The organism is Acidimicrobiales bacterium, from assembly GCA_035316325.1.
In the GTDB taxonomy this organism is placed as follows: Bacteria; Actinomycetota; Acidimicrobiia; order Acidimicrobiales; family VFJN01; genus DASXTK01.
In genome coordinates this window covers 1-26,487 of record DATHJB010000168.1, presented here as the reverse complement: position 1 = coordinate 26,487, position 26,487 = coordinate 1, and the positions used below count along the sequence as shown (strand labels likewise).

General features: G+C 71.4%; 23 protein-coding genes and 1 pseudogene. 6 read left to right on the top strand and 18 right to left on the bottom strand.

From position 1 onward, the window contains the following. Positions 1-11: 11 nt before the first annotated feature. Positions 12-1,250 carry a glutamate-5-semialdehyde dehydrogenase gene (locus tag VK611_21910; protein HMG44003.1) on the bottom strand — a complete coding sequence of 413 codons (1,239 nt, stop codon included), beginning with the start codon at positions 1,248-1,250 and terminating at the stop codon, positions 12-14. Between the two features lie 59 nt (positions 1,251-1,309). Here VK611_21910 and VK611_21905 point away from each other — a divergent pair, with 59 nt between their 5' ends. From VK611_21905 to VK611_21895, 3 genes are read left to right on the top strand one after another with little or no spacing between them, the layout of a single operon-like run. Beyond that, a complete protein-coding gene (locus VK611_21905; GenBank protein HMG44002.1) occupies positions 1,310-1,906 on the top strand; it encodes a GNAT family N-acetyltransferase in 597 nt (198 codons plus the stop codon). Next, positions 1,903-2,946 (top strand): hypothetical protein, encoded by a 1,044-nt coding sequence (locus tag VK611_21900; GenBank protein HMG44001.1) that lies wholly within the window; start codon positions 1,903-1,905, stop codon positions 2,944-2,946. Before VK611_21905 ends, VK611_21900 begins: the two co-directional genes overlap by 4 nt. Before the next feature lie 31 nt (positions 2,947-2,977). Next, positions 2,978-4,807, top strand: coding sequence for an extracellular solute-binding protein (locus tag VK611_21895; protein HMG44000.1), 1,830 nt, complete (start codon positions 2,978-2,980; stop codon positions 4,805-4,807). Positions 4,808-4,876: 69 nt separating this feature from the next. Here the strand turns inward: VK611_21895 and VK611_21890 are convergent, their stop codons facing one another. The 6 genes from VK611_21890 to VK611_21865 form a co-directional block, all read right to left on the bottom strand. Continuing rightward, complete coding sequence (locus tag VK611_21890) at positions 4,877-6,277, bottom strand: ABC transporter substrate-binding protein (GenBank protein HMG43999.1); 1,401 nt, start codon at positions 6,275-6,277, stop codon at positions 4,877-4,879. A 10-nt stretch (positions 6,278-6,287) separates the two neighbouring features. Then, positions 6,288-7,697, bottom strand: coding sequence for an ABC transporter substrate-binding protein (locus VK611_21885; GenBank protein HMG43998.1), 1,410 nt, complete (start codon positions 7,695-7,697; stop codon positions 6,288-6,290). 4 nt (positions 7,698-7,701) lie between these two features. After that, a complete protein-coding gene (locus tag VK611_21880) occupies positions 7,702-8,538 on the bottom strand; it encodes a carbohydrate ABC transporter permease (protein HMG43997.1) in 837 nt (278 codons plus the stop codon). Beyond that, on the bottom strand, positions 8,528-9,421 hold the full coding sequence (locus tag VK611_21875) for a sugar ABC transporter permease (GenBank protein ID HMG43996.1): 894 nt from the start codon (positions 9,419-9,421) through the stop codon (positions 8,528-8,530). The genes VK611_21880 and VK611_21875 overlap by 11 nt, the downstream gene beginning before the upstream one ends. After that, positions 9,421-10,548: an ABC transporter ATP-binding protein gene (locus tag VK611_21870; protein ID HMG43995.1), complete on the bottom strand. Its 1,128-nt coding sequence runs from the start codon at positions 10,546-10,548 to the stop codon at positions 9,421-9,423. Before VK611_21870 ends, VK611_21875 begins: the two co-directional genes overlap by 1 nt. Positions 10,549-10,609: 61 nt before the next feature. Continuing rightward, the gene (locus VK611_21865; protein HMG43994.1) at positions 10,610-12,037 is read right to left on the bottom strand and encodes an ABC transporter substrate-binding protein; all 1,428 of its coding nucleotides are present in this window, start codon (positions 12,035-12,037) and stop codon (positions 10,610-10,612) included. A gap of 98 nt (positions 12,038-12,135) precedes the next feature. Here VK611_21865 and VK611_21860 point away from each other — a divergent pair, with 98 nt between their 5' ends. Then, a complete protein-coding gene (locus tag VK611_21860; GenBank protein HMG43993.1) occupies positions 12,136-12,924 on the top strand; it encodes a hypothetical protein in 789 nt (262 codons plus the stop codon). Beyond that, entirely contained in the window at positions 12,921-14,879 is a 1,959-nt protein-coding gene (gene murJ / locus VK611_21855; protein HMG43992.1) for a murein biosynthesis integral membrane protein MurJ, read from the top strand. The genes VK611_21860 and murJ overlap by 4 nt, the downstream gene beginning before the upstream one ends. Here the strand turns inward: murJ and VK611_21850 are convergent. Continuing rightward, the gene (locus VK611_21850) at positions 14,842-16,053 is read right to left on the bottom strand and encodes an MFS transporter (protein ID HMG43991.1); all 1,212 of its coding nucleotides are present in this window, start codon (positions 16,051-16,053) and stop codon (positions 14,842-14,844) included. The genes murJ and VK611_21850 overlap by 38 nt on opposite strands. A gap of 161 nt (positions 16,054-16,214) precedes the next feature. Here VK611_21850 and VK611_21845 point away from each other — a divergent pair, with 161 nt between their 5' ends. Further along, entirely contained in the window at positions 16,215-17,012 is a 798-nt protein-coding gene (locus tag VK611_21845; protein ID HMG43990.1) for a PspA/IM30 family protein, read from the top strand. 18 nt (positions 17,013-17,030) lie between these two features. On the opposite strand, the gene VK611_21840 is transcribed toward VK611_21845, so the two are convergent. From VK611_21840 to VK611_21795, 10 genes and pseudogenes are all read right to left on the bottom strand, one after another. Continuing rightward, on the bottom strand, positions 17,031-17,519 hold the full coding sequence (locus VK611_21840; protein ID HMG43989.1) for an NUDIX domain-containing protein: 489 nt from the start codon (positions 17,517-17,519) through the stop codon (positions 17,031-17,033). A gap of 8 nt (positions 17,520-17,527) precedes the next feature. Further along, complete coding sequence (proB, locus tag VK611_21835; GenBank protein ID HMG43988.1) at positions 17,528-18,619, bottom strand: glutamate 5-kinase; 1,092 nt, start codon at positions 18,617-18,619, stop codon at positions 17,528-17,530. Positions 18,620-18,659: 40 nt separating this feature from the next. After that, positions 18,660-19,913, bottom strand: a pseudogene (gene obgE, locus VK611_21830) (GTPase ObgE). A gap of 54 nt (positions 19,914-19,967) precedes the next feature. Next, positions 19,968-20,222: a 50S ribosomal protein L27 gene (gene rpmA / locus VK611_21825; GenBank protein HMG43987.1), complete on the bottom strand. Its 255-nt coding sequence runs from the start codon at positions 20,220-20,222 to the stop codon at positions 19,968-19,970. Between the two features lie 13 nt (positions 20,223-20,235). Continuing rightward, positions 20,236-20,541: a 50S ribosomal protein L21 gene (rplU, locus tag VK611_21820; protein HMG43986.1), complete on the bottom strand. Its 306-nt coding sequence runs from the start codon at positions 20,539-20,541 to the stop codon at positions 20,236-20,238. Positions 20,542-20,616: 75 nt separating this feature from the next. Next, a complete protein-coding gene (locus tag VK611_21815; GenBank protein HMG43985.1) occupies positions 20,617-21,081 on the bottom strand; it encodes a DUF1707 domain-containing protein in 465 nt (154 codons plus the stop codon). 14 nt (positions 21,082-21,095) lie between these two features. Next, positions 21,096-23,213 carry an Rne/Rng family ribonuclease gene (locus VK611_21810; protein HMG43984.1) on the bottom strand — a complete coding sequence of 706 codons (2,118 nt, stop codon included), beginning with the start codon at positions 23,211-23,213 and terminating at the stop codon, positions 21,096-21,098. Positions 23,214-23,228: 15 nt separating this feature from the next. Then, on the bottom strand, positions 23,229-23,975 hold the full coding sequence (locus tag VK611_21805; GenBank protein HMG43983.1) for a TIGR03936 family radical SAM-associated protein: 747 nt from the start codon (positions 23,973-23,975) through the stop codon (positions 23,229-23,231). Beyond that, positions 23,972-25,960: a TIGR03960 family B12-binding radical SAM protein gene (locus tag VK611_21800; protein ID HMG43982.1), complete on the bottom strand. Its 1,989-nt coding sequence runs from the start codon at positions 25,958-25,960 to the stop codon at positions 23,972-23,974. The genes VK611_21805 and VK611_21800 overlap by 4 nt, the downstream gene beginning before the upstream one ends. Positions 25,961-26,154: 194 nt before the next feature. Next, a partial coding sequence (locus VK611_21795; GenBank protein ID HMG43981.1) for a hypothetical protein occupies positions 26,155-26,487 on the bottom strand: 333 nt, incomplete at its 5' end.

Below are 26,487 nucleotides of genomic sequence, written 5' to 3'. Positions count from 1 at the left end.
TGGGGCGGCAGCTAGGGGCGGACCTGGCCGGTGCCGTGGACCACGTACTTCTCGGTGGTCAGCTCGCGGAGGCCCATCGGGCCGCGGGCGTGGAGCTTCTGGGTGGAGATCCCGATCTCGGCGCCGAAGCCGAACTCCTCGCCGTCGACGAACCGGGTGGAGGCGTTGACCAGCACCGCGGCGGCGTCGACCTCGTCGGTCCAGCGCTCGGCGGCGGCCAGGTCGCCGGTGACGATGGCCTCCGAGTGACCCGAGCCGTAGCGGGCCACGTGGTCGACCGCGGCGTCGAGCGACGGCACCACCCGCACCGCCAGCTTGAGCGCCAGGAACTCGTGCGCCCAATCGTCCTCGGTGGCGAGCGGCACGCCCAGCGCCGCGGCGACCCGCTCGTCGCCCACCAGCTCGACGCCGTCGAGCCGCTCGGCGAGCCGCGGCAGGAACGCCTCGGCGACCGCCTCGTGGACCAGCGCCGTCTCGGCGGCGTTGCACACCGAGGGCCGCTGCGTCTTGGCGTTGTCGAGGATGTCGAGCGCCATGCCCAGGTCCGCCGCGGCGTCGACGTACACGTGGCAGTTGCCGTCGCCGTCGATCACGTAGGGGACGGTGGCGTTGTCGAGGATCGAGCTGATCAGCGACGGGCCGCCCCGGGGGATGAGGCAGTCGATGCTGTCGCGCTGGCGCATGAACTCGACCGCCGCCTCGCGGGACGTGTCCTCCACCAGCACCAGGGCGTCCTCCGGCAGGCCCGCCTTGGCGAGCGCCTCCCGCAGCACCCCGGCGATGGCCATGTTCGACCGGATCGCCCCCGACGAGCCCCGCAGGAACGCGGCGTTGCCCGACTTGAGGCACAGGCCGAAGGCGTCGCTGGTGACGTTGGGGCGGTTCTCGTAGATGATCGCCACCACGCCCAGCGGCACCCGCACCTTGTGGATGCGCAGGCCGTTGGGGCGCGTCCAGCCCTCGGTGATGCCACCCACGGGGTCGGGCAGGGCGGCCACCTGGCGCAGACCGCCGGCCATCCCCTCCACCCGGGCCGCGGTCAGCCGCAGGCGGTCGACGACGGTGGGGCTGACGCCCGCGCCCTCCTCCCGGGCGACGTCCTCGGCGTTCGCTCGGAGCAGGTCCGCGGTGCGCTCCACCAGCAGGTCGGCGGCCCCGAGCAGGGCGGCGTCCTTGGCCTCGGTCGACGCGGTGGCCAGCACCCGCCCGGCGGCCTTGGCTCGGCGCCCCAGCTCAGGAATGGTCGACATGGGGGCCATGGTATTGGCCGGCGTCTGATCCCCAGAGGGTTTGTGGCAGGCTTCCGGCCGTGACCAGGGCACGGACCGCGACACCGGACGACATCGCGCCGCTGGCCGCGGCGTTGGCCCGCGCCTTCGCCGACGACCCGGTGATGACCTGGCTCTTCGGCCCCCACGACGAGCGCCGGCTGAAGCGGCTCCGGCGGTTCTTCGCCCTCGAGGCCCGCCGCCACGGCGTGCAGGGCGAGGTGCTCACCACCGACGGCCACCTGGGCGGCGCCTTCTGGGACCCGCCCGACCGCTGGAAGGAGAAGTGGGTCGACATGCTGCGGTCGCTGCCCGTGATGGCGCCTGCCGTCGGCCCCCGCGTGTTCCGGGCGGTGCGCGGCCTGTCGGTGATCGAGCAGGCCCACCCCCGGGCACCGCACTGGTACCTCTCCGTGCTGGGGACCGACCCGCCGGCGCAGGGCACGGGCGTCGGCGCCGACCTCATGGCCCCGATCCTCGACCGCTGCGACGAGCAGGGCCTGGGCGCCTACCTCGAGTCGTCGAAGGAGCGGAACATCGCGTTCTACGCCCGCTACGGCTTCGCCGTGACGGCCGAGATCCAGCTACCCGACGGCCCGCCGCTGTGGCCCATGTGGCGGGAGCCGAAGGCGGCGTGAACGAGAACGCCCGACGGGTCCTGGCGCTCGGGGTGTCGGTCGGCCTCGTGGGGCTGGCGCTGTTCATCCGGGGCCGGGACGACGACGGTGGTGGCGGCGGCTCCGGTGGGGGCGACGGCGACGGCACCACGCTGGTCTGCCCGCCCGAGCTGGCCGACGTCTGCGACCGGTTCGAGGACGACTACACGGTCCGGGTGGAGGACGCCGTCGTGACCGCCGACGCCCTCACCGCGGCCCGCACCGCCGACGCGGTCGACGCCGACGTGTGGCTGGTGCCCCGGTCCTGGGCCGAGGCCGTCAGCGCCGCCCGCGAGCTGGCCAACCAGCCGGCCGTGCTGGGCGAGGCCAGCGCCACGATCGCCCGCTCCCCCGTCGTGCTGGTGGTGCAGGAGAACCGGGCCGAGGCCCTGGCCACGTCGGGCGCGTGCGGCGGCGAGATCGGTTGGCAGTGCGTCGGCGACGTCGCCGCCGGGCCCTGGACGGCGGCCGGCGGTCAGGCGAACTGGGGCCCGGTGAAGGCCGGCATCGCCCGTCCCGCTGCCGGGCCGGGACTCGTCGCCCTGGGCGCGGCCGCCGCCGACTACCTGGACGACGCCGGCTACGCCAGCAACGACTTCGACGGCGGCCTCGACAACTGGCTCTCCCGCCTGGCCGCCGAGGCCCGGACCGCCGACCGGCCCGACGCCGTCGACGCCATGATCACCGGCGGCCCCGGGCTGCTGGCGGTGCTCGGCACCGTCGAAGCCGACGCCGACCGGGCATTGGAGAGCGACCGCGTGCAGGTGGTGGTGCCCGAGCCGATCGTGACCGCCGACCTGGTCGCCGTGCCTGTGACCGACGAGGGCGACGACAGCGACGCCGCCCCCGACCTCGCCGACGACGACGCCCTGCGCGACGCCCTCGCCGCCGCCGGCTGGCGCGTCGATGGCCGCGACCTCGCGGAAGGCCTCGACGCCGACGTCGAACTGCCCGACGACCCCGGCATCCCCCGGGGCGACGTCCTGCGGGTGCTGCTGCAACGCTGGCAGCAGCTGGTATGAACGTGTTCTCGGTGAGTGGAGGTAGTGACGGATGACCCGGCGGACTTGGCGGTGGTGGGGAGCGTTCCTGGCATCGGCGCTGGTCGTGACGGCGGCGGCGTGCGGCGGCGGCGATGACGACGACGACGGCGGTGACGAGGGCAGCCTCGAGGACCCCGGCGACTGCGTGCCGGTCGACCTGGCGTCGTCGCCCGAGAAGCTCGAGCTGATGACCGACCTGGCCGACGACTTCAACGGCTCCGACGCCGCCGACATGGACGGCGGCGACTGCGCCTTCGTGCGGGTTCAGAGCAAGTCGTCCGGCTTCGCCGAGTCGCTGCTGGCCGAGGGCTGGGACGAGAACCTCGAAGGGCCGCGGCCGGTGATCTGGTCGCCCGCCGCGTCGACCTGGGGCACGGTGCTCAACCAGCAGACCGGCACGGCGATCACCGACCCCGCCGCCGAGCGCTTCATGCTCAGCCCGCTGGTCATCGCCATGCCCCGGCCGATGGCGGACGCACTGGGTTGGCCCGATACCCCCGTGGGCTTCGCCGACATCCTCGCCCTGGCCCGCGACACCCAGGGCTGGGCCGGCAAGGGCCACCCCGAGTGGGGTGCGTTCCGCCTGGGCAAGACCAACCCGAACTTCTCCACCAGCGGACTCTCCGCGCTCATCGCCCAGGCCTACGCGGCCACCAACAAGTCCAGCGGCCTGTCGTCGGAGGACCTCGACAACCCCGCGGTCGCCCAGTTCGCCAGCGCCGTCGAGTCGGCGGTCGTCCACTACGGCGACACCACCCTCACGTTCCTCAACAACTGGTACCGGGCCGACCAGCGCGGCAACCCGTTCCAGTACGTGTCGGCCGTGGCGGTCGAGGAGAAGTCGGTGATCGACTACAACACCGGCAACCCCGACGGCATCCTCGACGCCGGCGAGGAGGCCCGCCCGCCCCGCGAGCCGCTGGTCGCCATCTATCCCAAGGAAGGCACCCTCTACTCCGACCACCCGCTGTTCGTGCTCGACGCCGAGTGGGTGAGCCAGGAGGAGAAGGACGCGGCGCAGCTGTTCGTCGACTTCGCCGGCACCGCGGACAACCAGGAGAAGGTGCTGGAGTACGGCTTCCGCCCCGGCAACCCCGACGTGGCGGTGGGCGCCCCCATCACCGAGGACAACGGCGTCAACCCCGCCACGCCCGACACGCTGCTCGAGGTGCCCGAGCCCCCCGTGCTGGCCGACCTGCTCGCCGACTGGCAGACGCAGCGCAAGTCGGCCCGGGTGCTGCTGCTGGTCGACGTGTCCGGCTCGATGGGCGACCCGGGCAACCCGGAGACCGGCGAGACCAAGCTCGACCTGGCGAAGACGGCCGCGGCCCAGGCACTCGACCTGTTCAAGGACGACGACGAGGTCGGCCTGTGGACGTTCTCCACCGAGCTCGGCCCGCAGGGCACCGACAACATCCTGAAGCTGCAGGAGCCTGCCCGGGTGGGCGACGTGCGCGAGCAGCTCGCCGGCCAGATCCGCGACCTGGCGCCGGTGGCCAACACGCCGCTGTACGAGGCCACCCAGGAGGCGTACGACGCCGCGCTGGAGGCCTTCGACCCCAGCCGGATCAACGCCGTGGTGGTGCTGTCGGACGGCATGAACCAGGACGGCGACAACACCGACGACCGCGACCAGCTCGCCTCGCTGATCGACTCACTGGAGTCGTCGAGCGAGGGTGTGGCCAGCCGGCCGGTGCGGGTGTTCCCGATCGGCTACGGCGGCGACGCCGACCAGTCGACCCTGCGCCAGATCGCCGAGGCCACGTCGGCCGCGGCCTACGACGCCTCCGACCCGACCACCATCGACCGGGTCCTCAACAACGTGATCTCCAACTTCTGACCGACCCGAAATTGCGTGGCTGCTGGTCGCAGAGCGACCGCCAGCCACGCAATTTCGGTGGGTCGGGCCTCAGATGCGGGAGTTGTACGACGAGATCGCGTCGTTCGCCTTCTCCGCGGCCTCGGCGACGGCGTCCTCGGGGGACATGTCCTCCAGGTACATCTTCGCCTCGGCTTCCTGCACGACGCGCCGCACGGTCCGGTAGTCGCCGATGGCGGGACCCGCGGTGGCGTCGTTCTCGGCACCCTCGGTGAGCTCGTCGTAGGCGACCCGGAAGCCGGGGATCTCCTGCCAGCGCTGCTGGACCTCCGGCAGCTCGGTGGCCGACTCGCGCACCGGGACGAACCCCGTCGCCGCGGCCCACTGCGACTGGCTCTCGGCCGACGTCAGGAACTCGGCGAAGCGCCAGGCCGCGGCCTGCTTCGCCGGGTCCTGGGCCGAGACGTAGAGGCCGGAGCCGCCGACGAGCACGCCGCCGTCGTCCTCCCGGCCCGGCACCGGCGCCACCGCCGGCTCGACGTCGGCGTACTGGCCGCTCTCCAGCACCTGGATGATCGTGCCCAGGGAGCCCGAGGCGTCGATGGTCATTCCCACCTTGCCGGTGCCGACGCTGAGCAGGTTGTCGAAGCCGCCCTCGCCATCGGCCGGGCTGGTGATCGCCAGGCCGTCGTCGACCAGGCCCTTGAGGAACGCGAACGTCTCCACCGCGGTGTCGGTGTCGAACGCCACCTCCGTGGCGCGCTCCTCGCGCCCGTTGCCGCTGTTCACGAACGGCTCGCCCTGCCAGGCCAGCATCTGCTCCAGGTGCCAGGCGTCGAGCTTGAGGCCGAGGCCGCCCTCGTGGCCGGCGTCGACCAGCGCCTGGGCGGCGGTGCGCAGGTCCTCGAAGGTGGCGGGCGGGTTGTCCGGGTCGAGCCCGGCGTTGGTGAACGCCGTGCGGTTGTAGAGGAGGATCGGCTCGGAGACGGCGAACGGCAGCCCCCACTGCACGTCGGCGATCTCGTAGTAGGCAAGTGTGCGGTCGACGAAGTCCTCGGTGCTGGTGTTCTCTGCGTCCAGGCACGACTGCGCCGGCAGCACGGTCTGCGTGTCGACCAGCTGCTGGAGGTAGAACTCCTGCGACTGGACCAGGTCGGGCAGCTCGCCGCCGGTGCTGATGGCGGACAGGTACTTCTCGTGCTGGTCGTTGCTGTCGTTGTTGTTGACCAGGTTCACCTTCACGTCGGTCTGCGACGCGTTGAAGGCGTCGGTGAGGGTGACCAGGGCCTCCTCGTTGGCCCGCACCATCGTGTGCCACAACGTGATCTCGGTCGGCTCGGTGGCGTCGTCGAGGGCGTCGAGCGGGCACTCCGGGAGGTCACCGCCGCCCCCGCCACCTCCCCCACCACCGGCGTCGTCGTCGCCACCGCTGCAGGCGGCGCCCAGGAGAGCGACCGCCGTCAGCCAGACCAGACCCGTTCGTGTCCTCACCGTGCGCTCCTCACAGTCTTGTGTTGTACGCCTCCATGGCGGCGGACGCGGCGGTCGCCGCGTCGGCCACGGCGGCGTCGGGCGACCCGCCGTCGAGGAACATCGTGTCCTCGGCGTCCTCGATGGCGGCCCGCACACCCTCGAAGTCGCCGATCACCCCGCCGTTGGTGGCGGTGGTGTCGGCGCCGTCGACCAGCTGGTCGTAGGCCACCCGGAAGCCGGGGACCTCGGCCCAGCGCGCGGTGATCTCCGGCAGCTCGGTGGCCGACGCCCGCACCGGGATGTAGCCGGTGGCCGCGGCCCACTGCGACTGGCTCTCCGGCGTGGTCAGGTACTGCATGAAGTCCCAGGCCGCGGCCTGCTTGGCCGGTTCGGTGGCCGAGATGTAGAGCGCGGCGCCGCCCACCACGATGCCACCTTCGGCGTCAGGGTCGCCCTTCGGCAGCGGGGCCACGCCCAGGTCGACGTTCGTGTACTGGCCGGACGCCAGCAGCTCGACGATCGTGCCCAGCGCCGCCGAGGTGTCGAAGGTCATGGCGTGCTGGCCGTTGGCGATGCCGAGGAGGTTGTCGAACTCGCTGGGGCCCTCACGGGGGCTGGGCGTGGCGAGCCCGTCGGCCACCATCGCGCCGAAGAAGTCGAACACCGCCGCGCCGGCCTCGCTGTCGAACGTCGCCGCCGACGCCCGGTCGTCGCGGCCGTTGCCGTTGTCGACCAGCTCGCCACCCTGCAGGGCCACGAGCTGCTCGAAGTACCACGAGTCGACCTTGAGCCCGAACCCGGCCGGGTAGCCCGACGCCGTGATCGCCTCGGCGGCGGCCCTCACGTCGTCGAAGGTGGCGGGCGGGGCCTCGGGGTCGAGGTCGGCCGCCCGGAACGCCGCCTTGTCGTAGTAGAAGACCGGGTTCGACACGTTGAACGGCAGGCCCCACTGCACGTCGCCCACCTGGTAGTACTCCAGCGTGCGGGCCGTGAAGTCGTCGGTGGGGAAGTTGCTGGTGGCGTCGATGCAGGACTGGGCCGGCAGCACGGTCTGCGTGTCGATCAGCTGCTGCAGGTAGATGTCCTGCTGCATCGACACGTCGGGCAGGTCGCCGGACGTGAGGCCGGCCCGGTACTTGTCCTGCTGGTCGTCGTAGGTGGTGTTGTTGACCAGCGACACCTCCACCTCGTCCTGCGAGGCGTTGTAGGCGTCGGTCAGCGCGATCAGGGCCTCCTCGTTGGCCCGCACCATCGGGTGCCAGAACGAGATCTCGACGGGTGCGGTGGCGTCGTCGAGCGCGTCGACCGGGCAGTCGGCGAGGTCGCCGCCGCCGTCGCCGTCGCCCGAGCCCCCGGAGTCGCCCGAGTCGTCGTCGCCTCCGCCACAGGCCACGAGGAGGAGCAGCGCCGAGGTGGCCGCCGCGAGGGGCTTCAACATTCCATCAACCTTTCACCGCCCCGGTGGTGAGCCCGCGGATGAGCTGCTTCTGGAACAGGATCAGCAGCACGACCAGCGGCAACGCCGCCAGGATCGTGCCGGCCAGCGTCACGTTGATCTCGTCGAGCTGCGTGCTGCGCAGCTGCTTGAGGCCGATCTGAACGGTCCGGTACTCGTCGTCCCTGGTCACCAGCAGCGGCCACAGGTACTGGTTCCAGGCGCCGAGGAACGAGAACACCGCCAGCGCCGCGATCGACGGGCGCGCCAGCGGCACCGCCACGCGGCCGAGGAACTTGAGGTGGCCGTAGCCGTCGATCGTGGCCGCGTCGCGCAGGTCGTGCGGGATCTGCAGGAACGCCTGGCGCATGAGGAACGCCCCGAAGCCGGTCGCCAGGAACGGCACCGCCAGGCCGGCGTAGCTGTTGTACCAACCGAGGTCGGTCACGGTCTGGAGGTTGGTGATGATCGTGACCTCGAACGGCACCATCATCGTGGCCAGGAACACCACGAAGATCGTCCGCTTGAACGGGAACTCCAGCAGGGCGAAGGCGTACCCGGCGAGGATCGACGTGACGAGCTGCCCGACGGTGATCAGCGCGGTGATCACCGCGCTGTTGCGCAGGTAGGTGGAGAAGTGGCCGCCGCTCCAGGCGTCGCTGTAGGAGCTCCACTGCGGGTGGTCCGGGATCAGCGTGGGCGGGCGCGACGTGAGCTGCTCGGGCATCAGCAGCGACCCCACGACCGTCACGTAGATGGGGAACAGCACCACGAACGCCAGGGCGGTCAACAGCAGGTAGCGGGCGAACTTCCTGAGCCCGGGCCGGCCACCGCTACGACGCATAGTGCACCCGCTTCTCGAGGATCCGCATCTGGAACAGGGTCAGCAGCAGCGTGACCAGGAACAGAGCGATCGACAGCACCGCCGCCCGGCCCTCGTCCTGGCTCTCCCGCAGGGTGACGAAGATGTTGTAGGTCAGCACGTTGGTGCGGTCGATCGGGCCGCCCTTGGTGAGCATCTCCACCTGGGCGAACGCCTGGAAGGCGAAGATCGACCCGACCACCACGGCGAAGAAGATCGTGGGCGACAGCAGCGGCACCGTCACCCGCCAGAACCGCCGCCAGGGACGGGCACCGTCGAGCTCGGCCGCCTCCAGCACCTCTTCGGGGATGGCCTGCAGGCCCGCCGACATCACGATGAACGACAGGCCGATGCTCTGCCAGATCGTCACCAGGGCGACGGCGGGCAGCGCCCAGTCGGGGTTCTGCAGGAACGGCGGCTGGGGCTCGATGCCGAGCCACGGCAGCCAGCCGATCACCGGGTTGAACAGCGTCCCGAAGATGACCGCCGCCACCGCCACCGAGCTGGCCACCGTCGAGGCGAAGATCGTGCGGTAGATGCCGATGCCCCGCAGCTTCTGGTGGGCCGCGACGGCCAGGGCCAGGCCTAGCAGGATGCCGGCGGGCACCGAGAGCAGGGCGAACGCGATCGTCGTCCAGAGGCTGTGGCGAAAGTCCTCGGACGAGAGGACGTCGCTGATCTGGTCGAAGCCGACGTAGCGCTTGCCGGGGAGGTTGAACAGCGGGTCCTGGTAGAAGGCCAGCTGGAAGTTCTTGGCGAAGGGGTAGAAGACGAAGACGGCGAACACGACCAGCGCCGGGGCCACCAGCAGGTAGCCCAGCAGCGCCTCCCGCCGACGCTGCGCACGCCGGGTGCGCCCGGCCATTACGTCGTCGTCTCCGCCGGTTCGGCCGGCGCCGCGGGGGCGACCTCGAGACGACGGCCGGACTCCGGGTCGAAGACGTGGAGGCGGCGGGAGTCGACGGCGATGCGGAGGCCGACGCCCAGGCCGGGCGGGACGTCGTCGTTGGGCTGGCGGACGGTGAACAGCGTGTCGTCGGCCAGCCGGCAGATCACGTGCTGCTCGTGGCCCAGCACCTCGACCACCGCGACGGTCGCCTCGATGCTGCCCTCGGGGTCGAGCGTGGCGTGCTCGGGTCGCACGCCGACCACCACGTCGTCGCCGTCGTGCGCCTGCACGGCCGCGGCCACGCTCTCCGGCAGCGTCACCCGGCCGCCGGGGAGCTGGACGCCGAGCGTGCCGTCGGTCCGGAACACCGTGCCGGTGATCGTGTTCATCGGCGGGTTGCCGATGAAGCGGGCCACGAAGAGGTTCGCCGGCTTGGCGTAGACCTCCTGGGGCGGCCCGACCTGCTGGAGGATGCCCTGGTCCATCACCGCCATGCGGTCGGCCATCGTCATGGCCTCGACCTGGTCGTGGGTCACGTAGACGACCGTGGTGGCCAGCCGCCGCTGCAGCTCCACGAGCTCGGCCCGGGTCTGCACCCGCAGCTTGGCGTCGAGGTTCGACAGCGGCTCGTCCATCAGGAACACCTCGGGCCGGCGCACGATCGCCCGGGCCAGCGCCACCCGCTGCCGCTGACCGCCCGACAGCTGCGCCGGCTTGCGGTCGAGCAGCTGCTCCAGGCCCAGCGCCGCGGCGGCCTCGGCCACCAGCTCGTTGCGCTCGTCGGCCGGCACCTTGCGGCTGCGCAGCGGGAACTCGATGTTCCGCCGCACCGACATGTGCGGGTAGAGCGCGTAGCTCTGGAACACCATGGCGATGTCGCGGTCGATGGCGGCCACCTCGGTGACCACCCGCTCGCCGATCACGATGTCGCCCGACGTGGGGTCGTCGAGGCCCGCCAGCATCCGCAGCGCTGTCGTCTTGCCGCACCCCGACGGTCCGACCAGCACCAGGAACTCCTGGTCGGCCACATCGAGGGTGAGATCGTCGACCGCGGTCACGTCGCCGAAGCGCTTGGTGACGTGGTCGAAGGCAACCCGTCCCATCAACTACTCCTCATCCGCTTCCGCTTCCGCCACGCGCCGGGGCCGGCGGCGACCCCGGACGTTACCCACCGAGGCGCTCGTTGTAGGAGGCAATCGCGTCGTTCGAGACCTGGGCGGCCTCGGCGAGCGCCTCGTCGGGGGCCAGGTCGGCGACGAACATGGCGGTCAGCGCCTCCTCGACGGCGGTCCGCACCGCGGCCATGTCGCCCACCATCGGGCCGGCGGTCGCCTCGTTCTCGACGCCCTCCACCAGCTGGTCGTAGGAGATGCGGAAGCCGGGCTCCTCCTCCCAGCGCTGCCGGAGCTCGGGCAGGTCGACCGACGACTGGCGCACCGGGGCGTAGCCGGTGGCCGCGGCCCACGTGGCCTGGCTCTCGGGGCTGGTGAGGAACTGGATGAGCTCCCAGCCGGCGGCCTGCTTGGCCGGGTCGCGGGCGGTGATCGACAGGCCTCCACCGGCGACGACGACACCCCCGTCCTCGGTCAACCCGGGCATCGGGCCCACGCCCAGCTCGACGTCGGTGTACTGGTCCGACCCGAGCACCTCCAGCACCGATCCCAGCGCCGAGGACGACACCACCGTCATCCCGGCGTCGCCGTTGCCAATGGCCAGCAGGTTGTTGATGCCGTCGGGCCCCTCGCGGGGGTTGGTCACGGCGAGGCCGTCGTCGACCAGCTGGTCGAAGAAGGCGTACAGCTCCTCGCCGGACCCGCCGTCGAAGGTCACCTGCGTGGCCCGGTCCGTGCGGCCGTTGCCCTGGTCGACGTAGGTCTCACCGGCCAGGGCGAGGAACTCCTCGAAGTGCCACGCCTCGATCGCCACCGCGGCGCCGTAGCGGTAGCCGGCGTCGACCAGGGCCTCGGCGGCGGACCGGTAGTCGTCGAGGGTGGCGGGCGGGTCGTCGGGGTCGAGCCCCGCCTCGGTGAAGGCCGCCCTGTTGTAGAGCAGCACCGGGTTGGCGACGCCGAACGGCAGCGCCCACTGCACCCCGTCCAGCTGGTGGTACACGAGGCTGCGCTCCACCCAGTCGGCCTCGTCGAACTCGTCGCCCCGCTCCTCCATCGCCGCGATGCACGACTCGGCCGGCACCACGGTCTGCGTGTCGACCATCTGCTGCAGCAGGGTGGCGTCGTGCTGGATCACGTCGGGCAGGTCGCCGGTCTGGAGCCCGGCCAGGTACTTGTCGTGCTGATTGCCGCTGGAGTTGTTCACCAGCTTCACCTGCACCCGGTCCTGCGAGGCGTTGAACTCGTCGGTGAGGGCCTTCAGGGCGTCCTCGGCGACCCGGGTCATCCCGTGCCAGTAGACGATCTCGACCGGCTCGGTGGCGTCGTCGAGGGCGTCGAGCGGGCAGGGGGGCAGCTCCGTGGTCGCCGCTTCGTCGCCCTCGTCGTCGCCCGACGCGCCGTCGTCGTCGCCACCGCCACACGACGCGACCAGCAGCCCCGTCGCCGCCGCGACGACCCACGCTCGGCGTGCTCCTCCCACGGGCCGGGACCCTACAGCCGTCGGGTGAACGGAACCTGGACGCGAAGCGAATGGACTGGCTCCCCCTGGTCACGCGACCCCACAACTACTCTGAGGCCGTGGGGCTCTCTCTGCGCGATCGTTTCTTCACGCCCAAGGTGGCGCGGGCCATGATGTCGCCCGTCGGCATCCTCGCCGCCGGGGGTGGGGCCGCGGTGGGCATCGCCCTCGGGCTGCCGATCGTCGGCGCCGTGGTGGTCGGGGCGGGAGCGTGGGCCGTGCGGGTCGGCGCCGCCATGACCGGGGGCGGCCGGGCCCGGGGCGACCGCATCGACCCGTTCACCCTCCAGGAGCCGTGGCGACGGGCCGTGCAGGACGCCGTCGCCGCCCGGGCCCGCTTCCACGAGGCGGTCAGCCGCACCCGGTCCGGTCCGCTGCAGGAGACCCTGCAGAGCATCGCCGGCCAGATGGACACCCTGGTGCAGGAGACGTGGCAGATCGCCAACCGGGGCGAGTCGCTGGTGCAGACCCGGCGTCGCATCGACACCGCCGACATCGGCCGTGACCTGGCCGAGGCCGCCCAGGCCCGCGACGCCTCCCCCGGCGACGAGAGCGTCGCCCGCACCATCGAGTCGCTCGAGGTGCAGCAGGCGACGGCCCAGCGGATGGACCGGGTCATCGAGCAGGCGCGCAGCCAGCTGCGGCTGCTCGACGCCCGCATGGGCGAAGCCGTGGTGCGGGCGCTGGAGCTCTCGGCCCAGGCCGACTCCAACGCGTCGGTGTCGAGCCTGTCCACCGACGTCGACAGCATGGTCAGCGACATGGAGGCCCTCCGCCTGGCCCTGGAGGAGACCCACGGCACGCACGGCACGTCGACGGGTGGGATGTCCCAAGGCCCCGCCGGGTGACGACCGGCAACGACGAGCACGACCAGGACCCCTGGCTGCGGGCTGACCCCTACGAGCGCGAGCGGCACGCGCCGCGTCCGCACTCCCCCTACGCCGAGGACGGGCCGGAGCCGGAGCCCGGGTGGTACGAGCCCGACGCGCCGACCATCGAGATGCCGATCCTCGACGAGATGCTCCTGCAGCAGTCGGGGCCTCGCCTGCGGACCCGGGCCGACGACCAGGTCCGTCCGACCCGCCGCCCTTCTCCCCCTCGGCCGGGTCGCCCGCCACCCCCGGAGCCGCCGCCCGAGGAGGAGGAGCAGCCGTCGTCGTCGAAGTCGTCGCGGCTGGTCGCCATCGCCATCTTCCTGTCGAGCTGCGCCGGCCTCGTGCGGGAGACGGTGATCGCCTCCTTCCTGGGCACCGGCCCCGCCGCCGACGCCTTCAAGGCGGCGCTGCGCATCCCCAACATGCTGCAGAACCTGCTGGGCGAAGGTGTGCTGTCGGCGTCGTTCATCCCGGTGTACGCCCGGCTGCGCGACGAGGGCAACGAGCGCGAGGCCGGCCGCCTGGCCGGGGCCATCGCCGGCCTGCTGCTGGTGATCACCGGCATCATCAGCCTCGTCGGCGTGATGTTCGCCGAGCCGATCGCCCGGGTGTTGGTCACCGGCTTCGAGGGCGAGACGTTCGCACTGACCGTCCGGCTCGTCCGCATCATGTTCCCCGGCATCGGCTTCCTGGTGCTGTCGGCCTGGTGCCTCGGGGTGCTCAACAGCCACCGCAAGTTCTTCCTGTCCTACATCGCGCCGGTGCTGTGGAACGCCGCCCAGATCGCGGCGCTGTTCGCCGCCGGCCTCACCCATCAGAGCCAGTGGCGGATGGCGACGGCCCTGGCCTGGGGCGTGCTGGTCGGTGGTCTGCTCCAGCTGCTGGTGCAACTGCGCCCGGTGCTGGGCCTGTTGGGCCGCAACATGCGCCTGAGCCTCGACACCCGCAGCGCCCCGGTCCGCAGCGTGGTGACCCGCTTCATGCCCGTCATCGTGGGCAAGGGCATCGTCCAGTTCATCATCTACATCGACCTGTGGCTGGCCAGCTTCCTGGCCACCGGGGCGGTGTCGTCGCTGTTCTACGCCCTGCTGCTGTACCAGCTGCCGATCTCGATGTTCGGCCTCGGTGTGGCCGCCGCCGAGCTGCCCGACCTGTCGCAGGTGTCGGTGCACGACCCCGAGACCCGCCGGCTGTTCCGGCGGCGCCTGGAAGACGGCATGGCCCGCATCGCCTTCTACGTGCTGCCCATCGCCACCATGTACGTCGTGGTGGGCGACGTGATCGTCGGTGCCATCTTCCAGCGGGGCAAGTTCGGCTGGGACGACACCTGGGGCGTCTGGCTGGCGCTGGCCGTGTTCGCCATCGGCCTACCGGCGACGACGTCGTCGCGGCTGCTGCAGAACGGCCTCTACGCCCTGGACGACCCCAAGACGCCGCCGCGGCTGTCGGTCATCCGGGTGGTCGTGTCGACCGTGGTGAGCCTGGCCGTGATGTTCCCGCTCGACCGGTTGACGATCGGGTCGAACGGCGTGCAGGGCTGGGACGACTTCTGGGCCGTCGGGCCGCTGCCGTCCTCGGTGCGGCTCAACACCGAGTTCGTCCACCTGGGGCTGATCGCCTTCGCCATCGGCGCGACCGTCGCCGCGATCGTCGAGTACCGGATGCTGGCGCGGGCGGTCGCCTGGCGGATCGGGCGCACCCGGATGGCCGGGCGCTGGCTCAACCCGATCGCGGCGTCGTGCGCGGTGTCCGCCACGGTGGCGTTCGGCCTGGTCACCGTGCTGCCGAACAGTTGGCCGGCGCTGCTGCTGGCGCCGCTGGTGCTCGGCCCGGCCGGGGTCGTCTACCTGGTGATGACGCGCTGGTTGCAGGTCCCCGAGGCCGCCGCGCTCACCGCGCGCCTGCCCTTACCGGGTCTGGGCCGGTAGCGGCCGGGTCGGCGGTCCCGAGGATCGGGGCCAGGGCGACGAGGCCCGCCGACGAGACGGCGATGGCGAGCAGCGCGGGGCCCAGGCCCACGACCTCGGCCAGCAGTCCGATGAGGGGCGGGCCGAGGAGGAAGCCCAGGTAGCCGATCATCGAGGCGGTGGCGATCTCGTTGCTGCCCGACCCGGACCCGCTCTCGCCGGCGGCGCTGATGGCCAGGGGGAAGCCGCACGACAGGCCCAGGCCCACCAGCAGGAAGCCGACGACGGCGGCGACGGGCGACGGCACGGTCACGGCGAGGACGACGCCGGCGGCCGCGGTCGACCCGCCGACCTGCAGGACCCTGGTGGCACCGAGGCGGCGGATGGCGGCCTCGCCGCCGAGGCGACCGGCGGTCATGGCGACGGAGAACGCCGCGAACCCGGCGGCCGCGGGGCCGGCGTCGACGTCACGGACGTCGCGGAGGAACAGGGTGGACCAGTCGGCCATCACGCCCTCGCCCAGCGCGGCGCAGGCGGCGACGGCCCCGACGCCGATCACGTAGGGGTTCAACCGCCGGGTCCGGCGGTCGCGGTCGCCGTCGCCATCTCGGCCTTGCAGCGTCGGGTCGGGCTCGGGTTCCGGCTTCGGTGCGGGCTCGGGCACGGGGTCGGGGTCCGGCAACAGGTGCCGATCCGCCCACAGCACGACCACCGCCATGACGGAGCCGACCAGGGCGAAGTGGGGCGCGGGGCCGAGGTCGGCCTGGGCGGCCAGGCCTCCGGTGGCGGCGCCGGCCAGGCCGCCGCAGCTGAAGGCGGCGTGGAACCACGGCATGATCGGCCGCTCCAGCCGCTTCACCACGGCGACCGCCTGGACGTTCATCGACACGTCGAGCAGGCCGAAGCCGGCGCCGTAGAACAGCAGGCACAGGCCGAGGGTCACCACGTCGGGGGCGAAGGCGGGCAGGAGCAGCACGGCCGACATCCCCAGGCCGCTGGCGGTGACGATCCGCCCGCTGCCGTAGCGCTCGCACAGCCGGCCCGAGAACGGCATCGACAGCAGCGACCCCGCCCCGATGCCCAGCAGGGCCACGCCGAGCGGTCCGGTGCCGGTATCGACGGCGTCCTTCACCGCCGGGACGCGCGTCACCCAGTTCGCGAACAGCGCACCGTTGACGAAGAACACCGCCGCCACGGCACGACGGGCCAGCCGCAGATCCGAGTCGATCCCCCGAGGCTAAGGCCGACGACCCGGAGTCCTGACTGTCACGGCCCTCCAACCACCCGCCGCAGCCCCAAGCGGGGTCAAGACGCTGCGCGGCCTTGACTGTCACAGCTCTAGCGTAGGGTGGTCGCATGTTGAAACTGATCCGGCGGTGGTGGAAGTACATGACGGCGAAGCTGTCATCGTCGTTCAGCGAGCGGGCCGACCCCAAGGTCCAGCTGGAGCAGGCGTTGACCGAGGCGCAGGACCAGCAGCGCCGGCTCAAGGAGCAGGCGGCCAACGTCATCGCGCACCAGAAGCAGACCGAGATGCGGCTCAACCGCACCATGGGCGAGCTCGAGAAGGTCAACGGCAACGCCGTGCAGGCGGTGCGGATGGCCGACGACGCGGCGAAGTCCGGCGACGCCACCAAGTCGGCGCAGTTCACGTCCACGGCCGAGGCCTTCGCCAACCGCCTGATCCAGCTGGAGAAGGAGGTCGACGACCTCAAGCAGATGCACCTCCAGTCGACCGACGCGGCCAACCAGGCGAAGAAGGCCGTCGAGCAGAACGCCATGGCCCTCCAGCAGAAGCTGGCCGAGCGACAGAAGCTCCTGTCGCAGCTCGACCAGGCCAAGATGCAGGAGACGATGAACAAGGCCATGTCGTCGCTGTCGGAGACGGTCGGCGAGGACGTGCCCACCCTCAACGAGGTGCGCGACAAGATCGAGGCCCGCTACGCCAAGGCCAAGGGCATGTCGGAGCTCACCGACACCTCGGTCGAGTCACGGATGCTCGAGGTCGAGTCGGCGTCGATGAACGTCGAGGCCCAGGCCCGGCTGTCGCAGATCAAGGACCAGCTCGGCATCGGCGCCCCGTCCGTCACCGACGACGTCCCCGAGATCCCCGCCACCGAGAAGGAGGAGGCCGCGAAGCCCGAGGGGAGCTGAGCGGCCTTCGCCCGGCCGTCAGCCGGGCCCGGGCAGGAGCGCCAAGCGGATCAGGGTGGCGCGGAAGGGTTCGAGGAGCGCGAGGTCGTGGAGCTCGTGCGCCACGGCCCAGCGGACCTCGGCGGTCTCCCAGTTGATGCCCGTGGGCAGGGGGAAAGGCTCGTCGACGTCGAGGACGACGGTCCAGTACGACCAGCCGCCGTGGTCGTCCTCGTGGATCTCGACCACCCGCTCGGCCGGCAGCGACATCCCGATCTCCTCGCGGAACTCGCGGAGCGCCGCCTCCACCGGTGTCTCGCCGAGGGCGAGCGCCCCGCCGGGGACCGCCCACTTGCCGCCCATGTGGGTCCACTGCGAGCGCAGCGCCACGAAGATCGACGCTGCCCCGGTGGCCGCGTCGACGTGGCGGACCAGCAACCCGGCGGCGCCGTAGAGGCCCCACCGTGCGGTCCCGTCCGCGACCAGGACGAACCCGTCGCCCGACGTCGGATCCACACCCTCGCCCACCGACACCCCTACCGCGGGAGGACGACGAGGTCGTCGCGGTGGATGACCTCGTGGGGCACGCCCTCGGGCAGGTCGGGGGTGCGCTGGCCGGCCACCGCCCGCAGGCCGGCGGCGTCGATCCGGGTGAGGCCCTTGGCGAACACCTGACCATCCTTGGTGGCGATCTCGACGGGAGCGTCGACCTCGAAGCTGCCCTTCACCTCCACCACTCCGGCCGGCAGCAGCGACTTGCCCCGCCCGAACACGGCGGTCCGGGCGCCCTCGTCGACCACGATCGTGCCCGTCGACCCGACGGCGAAGGCGATCCACAGCTTGCGCGCCCCCAGGCGACGTCCCCGGGGCACCACCACGGTGCCCACGCCGTTGGCGCCGTGGACCGCGTCGACCAGCACGTTGGGCCGGTCGGCCTGGGCGATCACCGCCCGCACACCCGACCAGGCGGCGATCTTGGCGGCCGCCAGCTTCGACGCCATGCCGCCGCTCCCCCGGTCGCCCGCCCCGCCGACCACGGCGTCGAGCGTGTGGTCCAGCTCGACGATCTCCTCGATCAGCGACGCCTGGGCGTCGAAGCGGGGGTCGGCGGTGAGCAGGCCGGGCTGGTCGGTGAGCAGCACCAGCAGGTCGGCCTTCAGCAGGTGGGCCACCAGGGCCGCCAGACGGTCGTTGTCGCCGAAGCGGATCTCGTCGTCGGCGATGGCGTCGTTCTCGTTGATCACCGGCACCACGCCCAGCTCCAGCAGCCGGTTCAGCGTCGACCGGGCGTGGAGGTACTGCTGGCGCATCATGAAGTCGAGCGGGGCCAGCAGGATCTGTCCCCCGACCAGGCCCATCTCGCCCAGCGCGGCGTCGTACACCCGCATGAGCCGGCTCTGCCCGATGGCCGACACCGCCTGCAGGGTGACCGCGTCACGGGTGCGACGGTGGTCGAGGCCCAGGGCGGGGAGGCCCGCGGCGATCGCACCACTGGTCACGACCACCACCCGATGGCCGATCTCCCACAACGCCGCCACCTCGGTGCAGAACTTGGCGACGGCCGACTTGTCGATGTGACCTGATTCGTCGGTAATCGAAGAGCTGCCGATCTTGGCGACCACGATCACGAGTACGTCACCCTTGTCCTACCGCCTCATCCTCGTCTTCCTATGTTGATATGTCGTCGTCGGAGTACTCGAATGCCAGTCCGCCGATCTGCACCGTATCGCCCTGCTGGGCTCCCGCTCGGGCAAGGGCCCGGTCGACTCCCAGCTTCTTCAGGCGGCGGTGGGCCTCGGCCAGGGCGTCGGGCCGGGTGAGGTCCGACAGCGCCACCGCCCGCACCACCTCACGTCCCTCCACCATCCAGCGGTCGCCGTCGCGCACCACCTCGTAGCCCTGCCGTATCGGCCGATGGACCACGAACTGGGTCGGCTCCGCCAGCTCCTCCCGGGCCAGCCGCACGGCGTCGGCCAGCCGACCCCGCAGCTCCGCCACCCCGGTCCCGACCACGGCGGACACCCGCAGGTCGAGCTCGACCCCGGGGTCGTCGGACCCGTCAGAACCCGACTCCTCCAGGTCGACGCGGCTGCCGATGACCAGGCGGGGGCGGGCGAGCAGGTCGGGTTGGTAGGCCTCCAGCTCGTGCAGGAGCACCGCCAGCTGCTCGGCGGGCGGCGCCGGGGCGACCGGGGCCAGGTCGATCAACACGCACAGCACCCGGGCCCGCTCCACGTGGCGCAGGAACCGGTGGCCCAGCCCCTTCCCCTCGCTGGCGCCCTCGATGAGGCCCGGCACGTCGGCCACCACGTACTCGAAGGTGTCCTCCAGCCGGACGACCCCGAGGTGCGGCTCCAGCGTGGTGAACGGGTAGTCGGCGATCTTCGGCTTGGCGGCCGACATGCGGCTGATCAGCGTCGACTTGCCCACGTTGGGGAACCCGACGAGCGCCACGTCGGCCAGCAGCTTCAGCTCCAGCCGCAGCCAGTGCTCCTCGCCGATCTCACCCTGCTCGGCGAACCCCGGCACGCGGCGCTTGTTGGACAGGAACTTGGCGTTGCCCCGCCCGCCACGGCCACCGGCGGCCGCCAGGTAGCGGTCGCCGGCGTGGACCAGGTCGGCGATGACGACGCCGTCGCGGTCGAGCACCTGGGTGCCCTCCGGCACCATCACCACCATGTCGCTGCCGGCTCGCCCGTGGCGACCCTTGCCCTGGCCGTGGGTGCCGTTGGTGGCGCGCCGGAACGGCGTGTCCTTGAACGACAGGAGCGAGGCGACGTTGCGGTTGGCGACCAGCCAGACGTCGCCGCCGTTGCCGCCGTCACCACCGTCGGGCCCGCCCTTGGGGACGTGGGCCTCGCGCCGGAACGCCACCGCCCCGGCCCCGCCATCACCGCCTTTGACGTGCAGGTTGCATTCGTCGACGAACTGTTGCTGTGACGTGGCGGTGTACCTCGCCTCGGCGCGGTGGCCGGGCTACTCGGAGGGCAGGATGTCGACCAGCTTGCGACCGCGTCGCTGGCCGAACTTCACCTTGCCGTCGATCAGGGCGAACAGCGTGTCGTCGCCGCCCCGTCCGACGTTCTCGCCCGGGTGGAACCGGGTGCCCCGCTGGCGCACGATGATCGTGCCGGCGTGGACGGCGGTGCCGTCGAACGCCTTGACGCCGAGGCGCTTGCTCTGTGAGTCGCGGCCGTTTCGAGTTGAACCGGCGCCCTTGGTCTTCGACATGTCGGCCTCCCGTTCAGCCCTTGGAGATCCCGGTGATCTCTATGGTGGTGTACCGCTGGCGGTGACCCCAGCGCTTGCTGTTGTTGCTCTTGTTCTTGTAGGTGAACCCGTTGATCTTCGGGCCCTTGGTCTCACCCAGCACCTTGGCGCTGACGGTGGCCTTGGTCAGCTCGCTCGGCTTGGCCAGCACGGTGTCGCCGTCGACCAGCAGGATCGGCTTCAGCTCGACCTTGTCGTCGTCGCCGATCAGCTCGATGTCGAGCGTCTGTCCCTCTTCCACCCGGTGCTGCTTGCCACCGGTCCTGATGACTGCGTACATGCGAGAGCCTTACCTACTCAGGGGGTTCCGCCGGGAAGGCGGCGCGCCAGCCTACCGAGCCCAGCCGCGGAGGGGCTAGTTCTCGGTCGCCTTGCGCAGCGCCGCGTGGACCCCGACCGTCAGGCCGATCCCCGCGATGGGGAAGACGGGCCAGAACGGCACGTCGCCGTCGGCCTGGGCCGCGGTGCCGGCCCAGATCACGACGAAGAACACCGACAGCACGGCCCACAGGTAGAAGTGCGCCCGGAACGCCTCGCCCTCGGGCCGGTCGCGCTCCCGGATGGGCGGGCCGTTGTAGTTGGACGTGGGCCGCAGCTCGGGGAGGTCGGTGAGCAGCGGCTCGAGGTCGCCGCGCACCTTGGCCTCGAGCGCGCCGGTCACCCGGTCCTCCAGCTCGGCCAGGTCGATCCGGCCGAGGCTGAAGTGCACCCGCAGCTCGTCGACCACGGCGTGGCGGTCCTCGTCGGACACGCGCATGTCGCGCCGGGCCACCACCGGCTGTTGTTGCCTCTGTTGCTCTTCCGGAACCAGCTCGCCCACCCTCGTCGCCTCCCCTAGTCCGGCAACAGCTCCTTGTCGACCAGGACCCCACGACCTTCGCACATCGGGCAGTGCGTCGAGAACGACTCGAGCAGCCCTTCGCCGATGCGCTTGCGGGTCATCTCGCAGAGCCCCAGCTCGGAGATCTCGAACACCTGAGTGCGGGTCTTGTCGCGGGACAAGGCGTCGCGGAACACGTGCGCCACCTCGTCGCGGTTGTCGCGACGCTCCATGTCGATGAAGTCGACCACGATGATGCCACCGATGTCGCGCAGCCGCAGCTGGCGCGCGATCTCGACGGCGGCCTCGAGGTTGTTCTTGAAGACCGTCTCCTCGAGGCTCGACTTGCCGACGTTCTTGCCGGTGTTCACGTCGATGACCGTGAGGGCCTCGGTCTTCTCGATGATCAGCGAGCCACCGGACGGCAGCCAGACCTTGGGGTCGAGCGCCCGGTGCAGCTGCTCGTGGACGTGGTGCTTCTCGAACAGCGGCAGGTCCTCGGCCGAGGGGTCGTAGTACTCCACCCGGTCGGCCAGCGTGGGGCTGATCGAGCCGACGTAGTCGCGCACCTGCTCGTAGAGCTCCCGGTCGTCGATCACGACGCCCCGGTAGTGCTGGTTGAACTCCTCGCGGATCACCCGGACGGCCATGTCGGGCTCGCGGTAGAGCATGGCGGGCGCCTTGGAACGCTTGGCCAGGCTGTCGATCTGCTCCCACTGGCGCAGCAGGCGGCGGACGTCGTTCTCGATCTCGTCGGAGGTGACGCCCTCGGCCGCGGTGCGCACGATGATGCCGTGCTGCGCCGGCTTCACCCGGTCGAGCACCTGGCGGAGGCGCTTGCGCTCGTCGTCGGGGAGGCGCTTGGAGATGCCGTAGGTCGACGAGTTGGGGATCAGCACCACGAACCGGCCGGGCAGCGACACCTCTTGGGTGAGGCGTGCGCCCTTGGCACCGATCGGGTTCTTGGTGACCTGGCAGAGGATGGTCTGACCGGCCCGCAGCATCTGCTCGATGCGCAGGTGGCGCTCCTTGCCGCTACTGCGCTCGATGTCCTCGCTCTCGAAGTGGACGTCGCCCCGGTACAGCACGGCGTTCTTGGGGGTGCCGATGTCGACGAACGCCGCCTCCATGCCCGGCAGCACGTTCTGGACCTTGCCCAGGTAGATGTTGCCGTGGATCTGGGAGACGTCGTCGGACGGGCGGGACACGTAGTGCTCGATGAGCGCCCGGCCCTCCAGCACCGCGATCTGGGTGGCCTTGTCGCTGACGTGCACGCACATCATGTAGCGACCGACCGGGCGGCCCTTGCGCTCGCGGCCCCGCCGGCGCTCCAGGGTCTCCTCGTCGACCTCGACGGGGACGCCCGCGAGCATCTCGACCGGTTGGCCCGCCGGACGGCTGGAGCCGCTGCCCTGGCCACTGCCACTGCCAGTGCCAGTGCCGCCGCGGCCCCGGCGACGGCGCTTCCGCTTGGCGCCCGTGTCATCGCCGGCGCGATCGCCGCCACCGCCACCGCTGTTGCGGCCGCCACTGCTGCGGGCGGCCATGTCGTCGGCCGGTGCGCCCGCGCCGGAACCGGCGCCGACGACGGCGCCTGTCTTCGACTGCCCGCCGCGACCCCGGCGCCGACGTCCGCCACCCGAGCCTTCCTTGGCGTCCGCGTCGGCCTGCGCGGCCGCCGCAGCCGGTGCGGGCATGGTGTCGCCGATCTTCGGCCGGTTGGGCGCGCCCGACGGGGCGGCCTTGCGCACCAGCGCCTTCTCCGCCGCCTCGACCGACGGACGGCCTTCGTTCGGCGGGTCGGGCAGCTCGTCGGGCTCCCGGCTGCTGCGGGAGCTGCGGGACCTGCCGTTGTCGCTCGGCGGGCCCTCGTCGTCGTCGCCGTCGTCGCTATCGTCCTCGTCGCCGCTACCGGCGCCGTCGCCGCCCTCGCTGCGCGGCTTGGACCGCTTGCGACCACCGCGTGAACCGCGCCGCCGGCGTTTGCGAGAGGCGTCAGACGACGCCGCCTCGCTTGAAGTCTCTCCCGCCGCCGTCGCGTCGCCGGTTGTGGGTGCAACCTGCGCATCGTCGGTGGACGGGGACGGCTCAGGGCGCTGAGGCGCCTCCGACCGTGCCTCGGTCTCTGACATCTATCGATTCCCTTCTCATGACGCACGCGCCTGGGCGTGCGGGGCCAGCGTCGCTGCCGGGGGGAGGGGGATGACCTCCTGCCGGGCGCCGCCGACCAGCGTCCATTGATGCATGCGCACGACCCGATCGGCATGCAATGCCGGGTCGAGCGCGTCGACCAGCTCGGCTGGTCGCAAACTTCTGGGCTGGGTCGCCAGCTCGGCCTCTGCCACCCCGCATCCTGTGCCAGGGGGCAGCACCTGCAAGGCGAGGATACATGGCCGGATGTCCTCGGTGACTTCTTGGCCTTTCCGCTCCCGGGTGACCACGATCTCGTCGGTGGCCATCGTGCGGGCGATCGCCGCCGCCAGCGCGTCGTCCGAGAGGCCCGAGAGCTCGAAGTGCCAGGTGGAGCTCGTCACCGCCTGCTGCAGCGAGTCGGCCCCCGCGGCGAGGGGCTCCACGGCCTGCACCTCCAGGCCGACCGGCAGCGCCGGGTTGACCTGTAGGGCGAACAACTCGCAGGCCACGTCGCCTCCGGGCGCGTCCTCCCGCAGGTTGACGTCGAGGTACTCGCCGAGCGACTCGTGCCCGGTCGACAGCGCCAGCCCGAAGCTGAGCCGCGGCCGCGGCGAGAAGCCCTCCGAGTAGGCGACGGGAAGCCCGGCCCGTCGCAGCGCCCGCTCCCAGATGCGCGCCACGTCACGGTGGCTCGTGAAGCGGACCTTCCCCGTCTTGGTGAAGCGGACCCGGAGCTTGCGGGGTGCGGTCGGGCCGCTCATGGTGTGCCCACGCCGACGGGTCGCTTGGTGGTCAGGGCGACGGGCACACCGGTGCCGCGCATGAGGTCCTGACCCGTTCCCTGGCTGCCGCCCGCCGGGGGCACCGGCGAAGCGACGACGTGCTCGATGCCGTAGCCGGTGCATGCCCCACAGTCGTAGCAGGGCGTCCAGCGGCAATCGGGGAGGCCGACCTCGGCCAGGGCGTCCTGCCAGTCCTGCCACAGGAAGTCCTTGTGGAGGCCGGCGGAGATGTGGTCCCAGGGGAGGACCTCGTCCTCGGTGCGGTGCCGGTGGACGTACCAGTCGGGCTCGAGCCCGGCCTCCGCCATCGCCTTCTCCCACAGGGCCAGGTCGAAGTGCTCGCTCCACTCCTGGAACGTGCCGCCCTGGCGCCACACGGACTCGATCACCGGGCCGAGCCGGCGGTCGCCGCGGGACATCAGGCCCTCCACCAGCGTGGCCTTGGGGTCGTGCCACGTGAGCTGGAGCTGCCGGCTGCCCCGGGCGGCGTCGCGCAGCAGGCCCACCTTGCGCTGCAGCTCGGCCACCGTGTTCTGGCCGAACCACTGGAAGGGGGTGAAGGGCTTGGGCACGAAGCCGCCGACCGACGCCTTCACCTGCACGTTGCGGTTGTGCTTCTTGCCCAGCTCGACGCAGTTGCGGGCCAGGTCGACGATGCCGAGCGTGTCGGCGTCGGTCTCCGACGGCAGGCCCGTGAGGAAGTACAGCTTCACCCGGCGCCAGCCCTGGCTGAAGGCGCTGTCGACCGCGCCGTACAGGTCCTCTTCGCGGATGAGCTTGTTGATGATCTGGCGCATCCGCCAGGTACCGGCCTCGGGGGCGAAGGTGAGGCCGGTGCGGCGGGCCTTCTGGATCTGGGCGGCGATGCCGACGGTGAAGGCGTCGACCCGGAGGCTGGGCAGGCTCACCGACACGTTGCCGCAGCTGGTGGGGTCGTCGCTGCTGCCGTCGACGATGCTCTTGACGACGCCCTCGATGCCGGAGAAGTCGGCCGTGGAGAGGCTGGTGAGCGCCACCTCGTCGTAGCCGGTGCGGCGCAGGCCCTCCTGCACCATGGTCCGGACCTGGTCGGCCGGACGCTCCCGCACCGGGCGGGTGATCATGCCGGCCTGACAGAAGCGGCAGCCCCGGGTGCAGCCCCGGAACACCTCGACGTTGAGCCGGTCGTGGACCACCTCGGTGAGGGGCACCAGCTGGTTGCGGGGGTAGGGCCACTGGCCGAGGTCGGCGATCGTGCGCTTCTCGACCTGCGCGGGCACGTCGGGGTAGCGGGGGCGGACGGCCTTGAGGACCGGGCCGTCGTAGTCGACCTCGTACATCGACGGGACGTACACACCCTCGACGTGCGACAGCTCCCGGAGGACGTTGTGGCGGCTCTCGGGCGTGCGGCGGGACTCCGCCTTCCACTCCCGGAGCACCTCGGTGATGTCGCCGACCGCCTCCTCGCCGTCGCCCAGGACCACGAAGTCGAGGAAGTCGGCGATGGGCTCGGGGTTGTAGGTGCAGTGGCCGCCGGCGGCGACCAGCGGGTGGTCGCCGTGGCGATCGCGGGCCCGGACGGGGATGCCGGCCAGGTCGACGCAGTTGAGCAGGTTGGTGAAGGTCAGCTCGGCCGAGAGGTTGAAGGCGAGGACGTCGAACTCGCCGGCGGCCCGGTGGGTGTCGACCGAGAACAGCGGGATCCTCTCGCGGCGGAGGACCGCCTCGAGGTCGGTCCACGGCGCGTACGAGCGCTCGGCGACGGCGTCGTCGCGCTCGTTGAGGATCTCGTAGAGGATCTGGAGGCCCTGGTTGGGGAGCCCGACCTCGTAGGTGTCGGGGTAGGTGAGCAGCCAGGACACCTTGTGCGGCGCGTGCTCGGGGGTCTGGGCGCCGAGCTCCAGCCCGATGTAGCGAGCCGGCTTCTCGACGTCGGCGAGGTGAGGTTCGAGCTCTGTCCAGATGTCCCGCGTCGGTTGCCGCATGTCCCTGTCCAGGGTAGCCATCCCCACCCTCCGCCCCCGAACCTCGCCTACTGCCTGGTCGTCGATCTCAGCTGAGGGCGCGGACGACGGTGACGATGATCGCCAGCCACGTGACGGCGAGAGACCCGACCATGAGGGGCCTGAACCAGGGGTAATCGTCGTAGAGGCTCCGCTCTGCCACAGGATCTCCTGTCTCAGCCGAAGGCGAGGGCAATGCTGACTCCTACCCCAGCCAGGGCGACGACCATGCCCGCCAGCCAGAGGGTCATCTGCTGCATCCGCGAGTCGAAGTCTCGACGAAGCTCCGTGAACCCCTTGTGCATCTCGTCACGGATCTCGCCGAAACCCTGGTGCAACTCGGAGCGGAGTTCGGAGACCTTCACCTCGACGAACTCCTTCGTGACGGGCTCGTCGAGGTCGCGGGAGGGGAAGTGGGAGATCAAGGCTTCGGCCACCTCCTCGCCGAGCTGTGGGGCCCACACATTGTAGATCTCGCTCCGGTGCCGCTGACTCAAAGCCACGAGACG

Coding starts and splice junctions, on each gene's coding strand:
- VK611_21910 (HMG44003.1), bottom strand. CDS start 1,250: ATGTCGACCATTCCTGAGCTGGGGCGCCGAGCCAAGGCCGCCGGGCGG.
- VK611_21895 (HMG44000.1), top strand. CDS start 2,978: ATGACCCGGCGGACTTGGCGGTGGTGGGGAGCGTTCCTGGCATCGGCG.
- VK611_21885 (HMG43998.1), bottom strand. CDS start 7,697: ATGTTGAAGCCCCTCGCGGCGGCCACCTCGGCGCTGCTCCTCCTCGTG.
- VK611_21880 (HMG43997.1), bottom strand. CDS start 8,538: ATGCGTCGTAGCGGTGGCCGGCCCGGGCTCAGGAAGTTCGCCCGCTAC.
- VK611_21875 (HMG43996.1), bottom strand. CDS start 9,421: ATGGCCGGGCGCACCCGGCGTGCGCAGCGTCGGCGGGAGGCGCTGCTG.
- VK611_21870 (HMG43995.1), bottom strand. CDS start 10,548: ATGGGACGGGTTGCCTTCGACCACGTCACCAAGCGCTTCGGCGACGTG.
- VK611_21845 (HMG43990.1), top strand. CDS start 16,215: ATGTTGAAACTGATCCGGCGGTGGTGGAAGTACATGACGGCGAAGCTG.
- rpmA (HMG43987.1), bottom strand. CDS start 20,222: ATGTCGAAGACCAAGGGCGCCGGTTCAACTCGAAACGGCCGCGACTCA.
- rplU (HMG43986.1), bottom strand. CDS start 20,541: ATGTACGCAGTCATCAGGACCGGTGGCAAGCAGCACCGGGTGGAAGAG.
- VK611_21810 (HMG43984.1), bottom strand. CDS start 23,213: ATGTCAGAGACCGAGGCACGGTCGGAGGCGCCTCAGCGCCCTGAGCCG.
- VK611_21805 (HMG43983.1), bottom strand. CDS start 23,975: ATGAGCGGCCCGACCGCACCCCGCAAGCTCCGGGTCCGCTTCACCAAG.
- VK611_21800 (HMG43982.1), bottom strand. CDS start 25,960: ATGCGGCAACCGACGCGGGACATCTGGACAGAGCTCGAACCTCACCTC.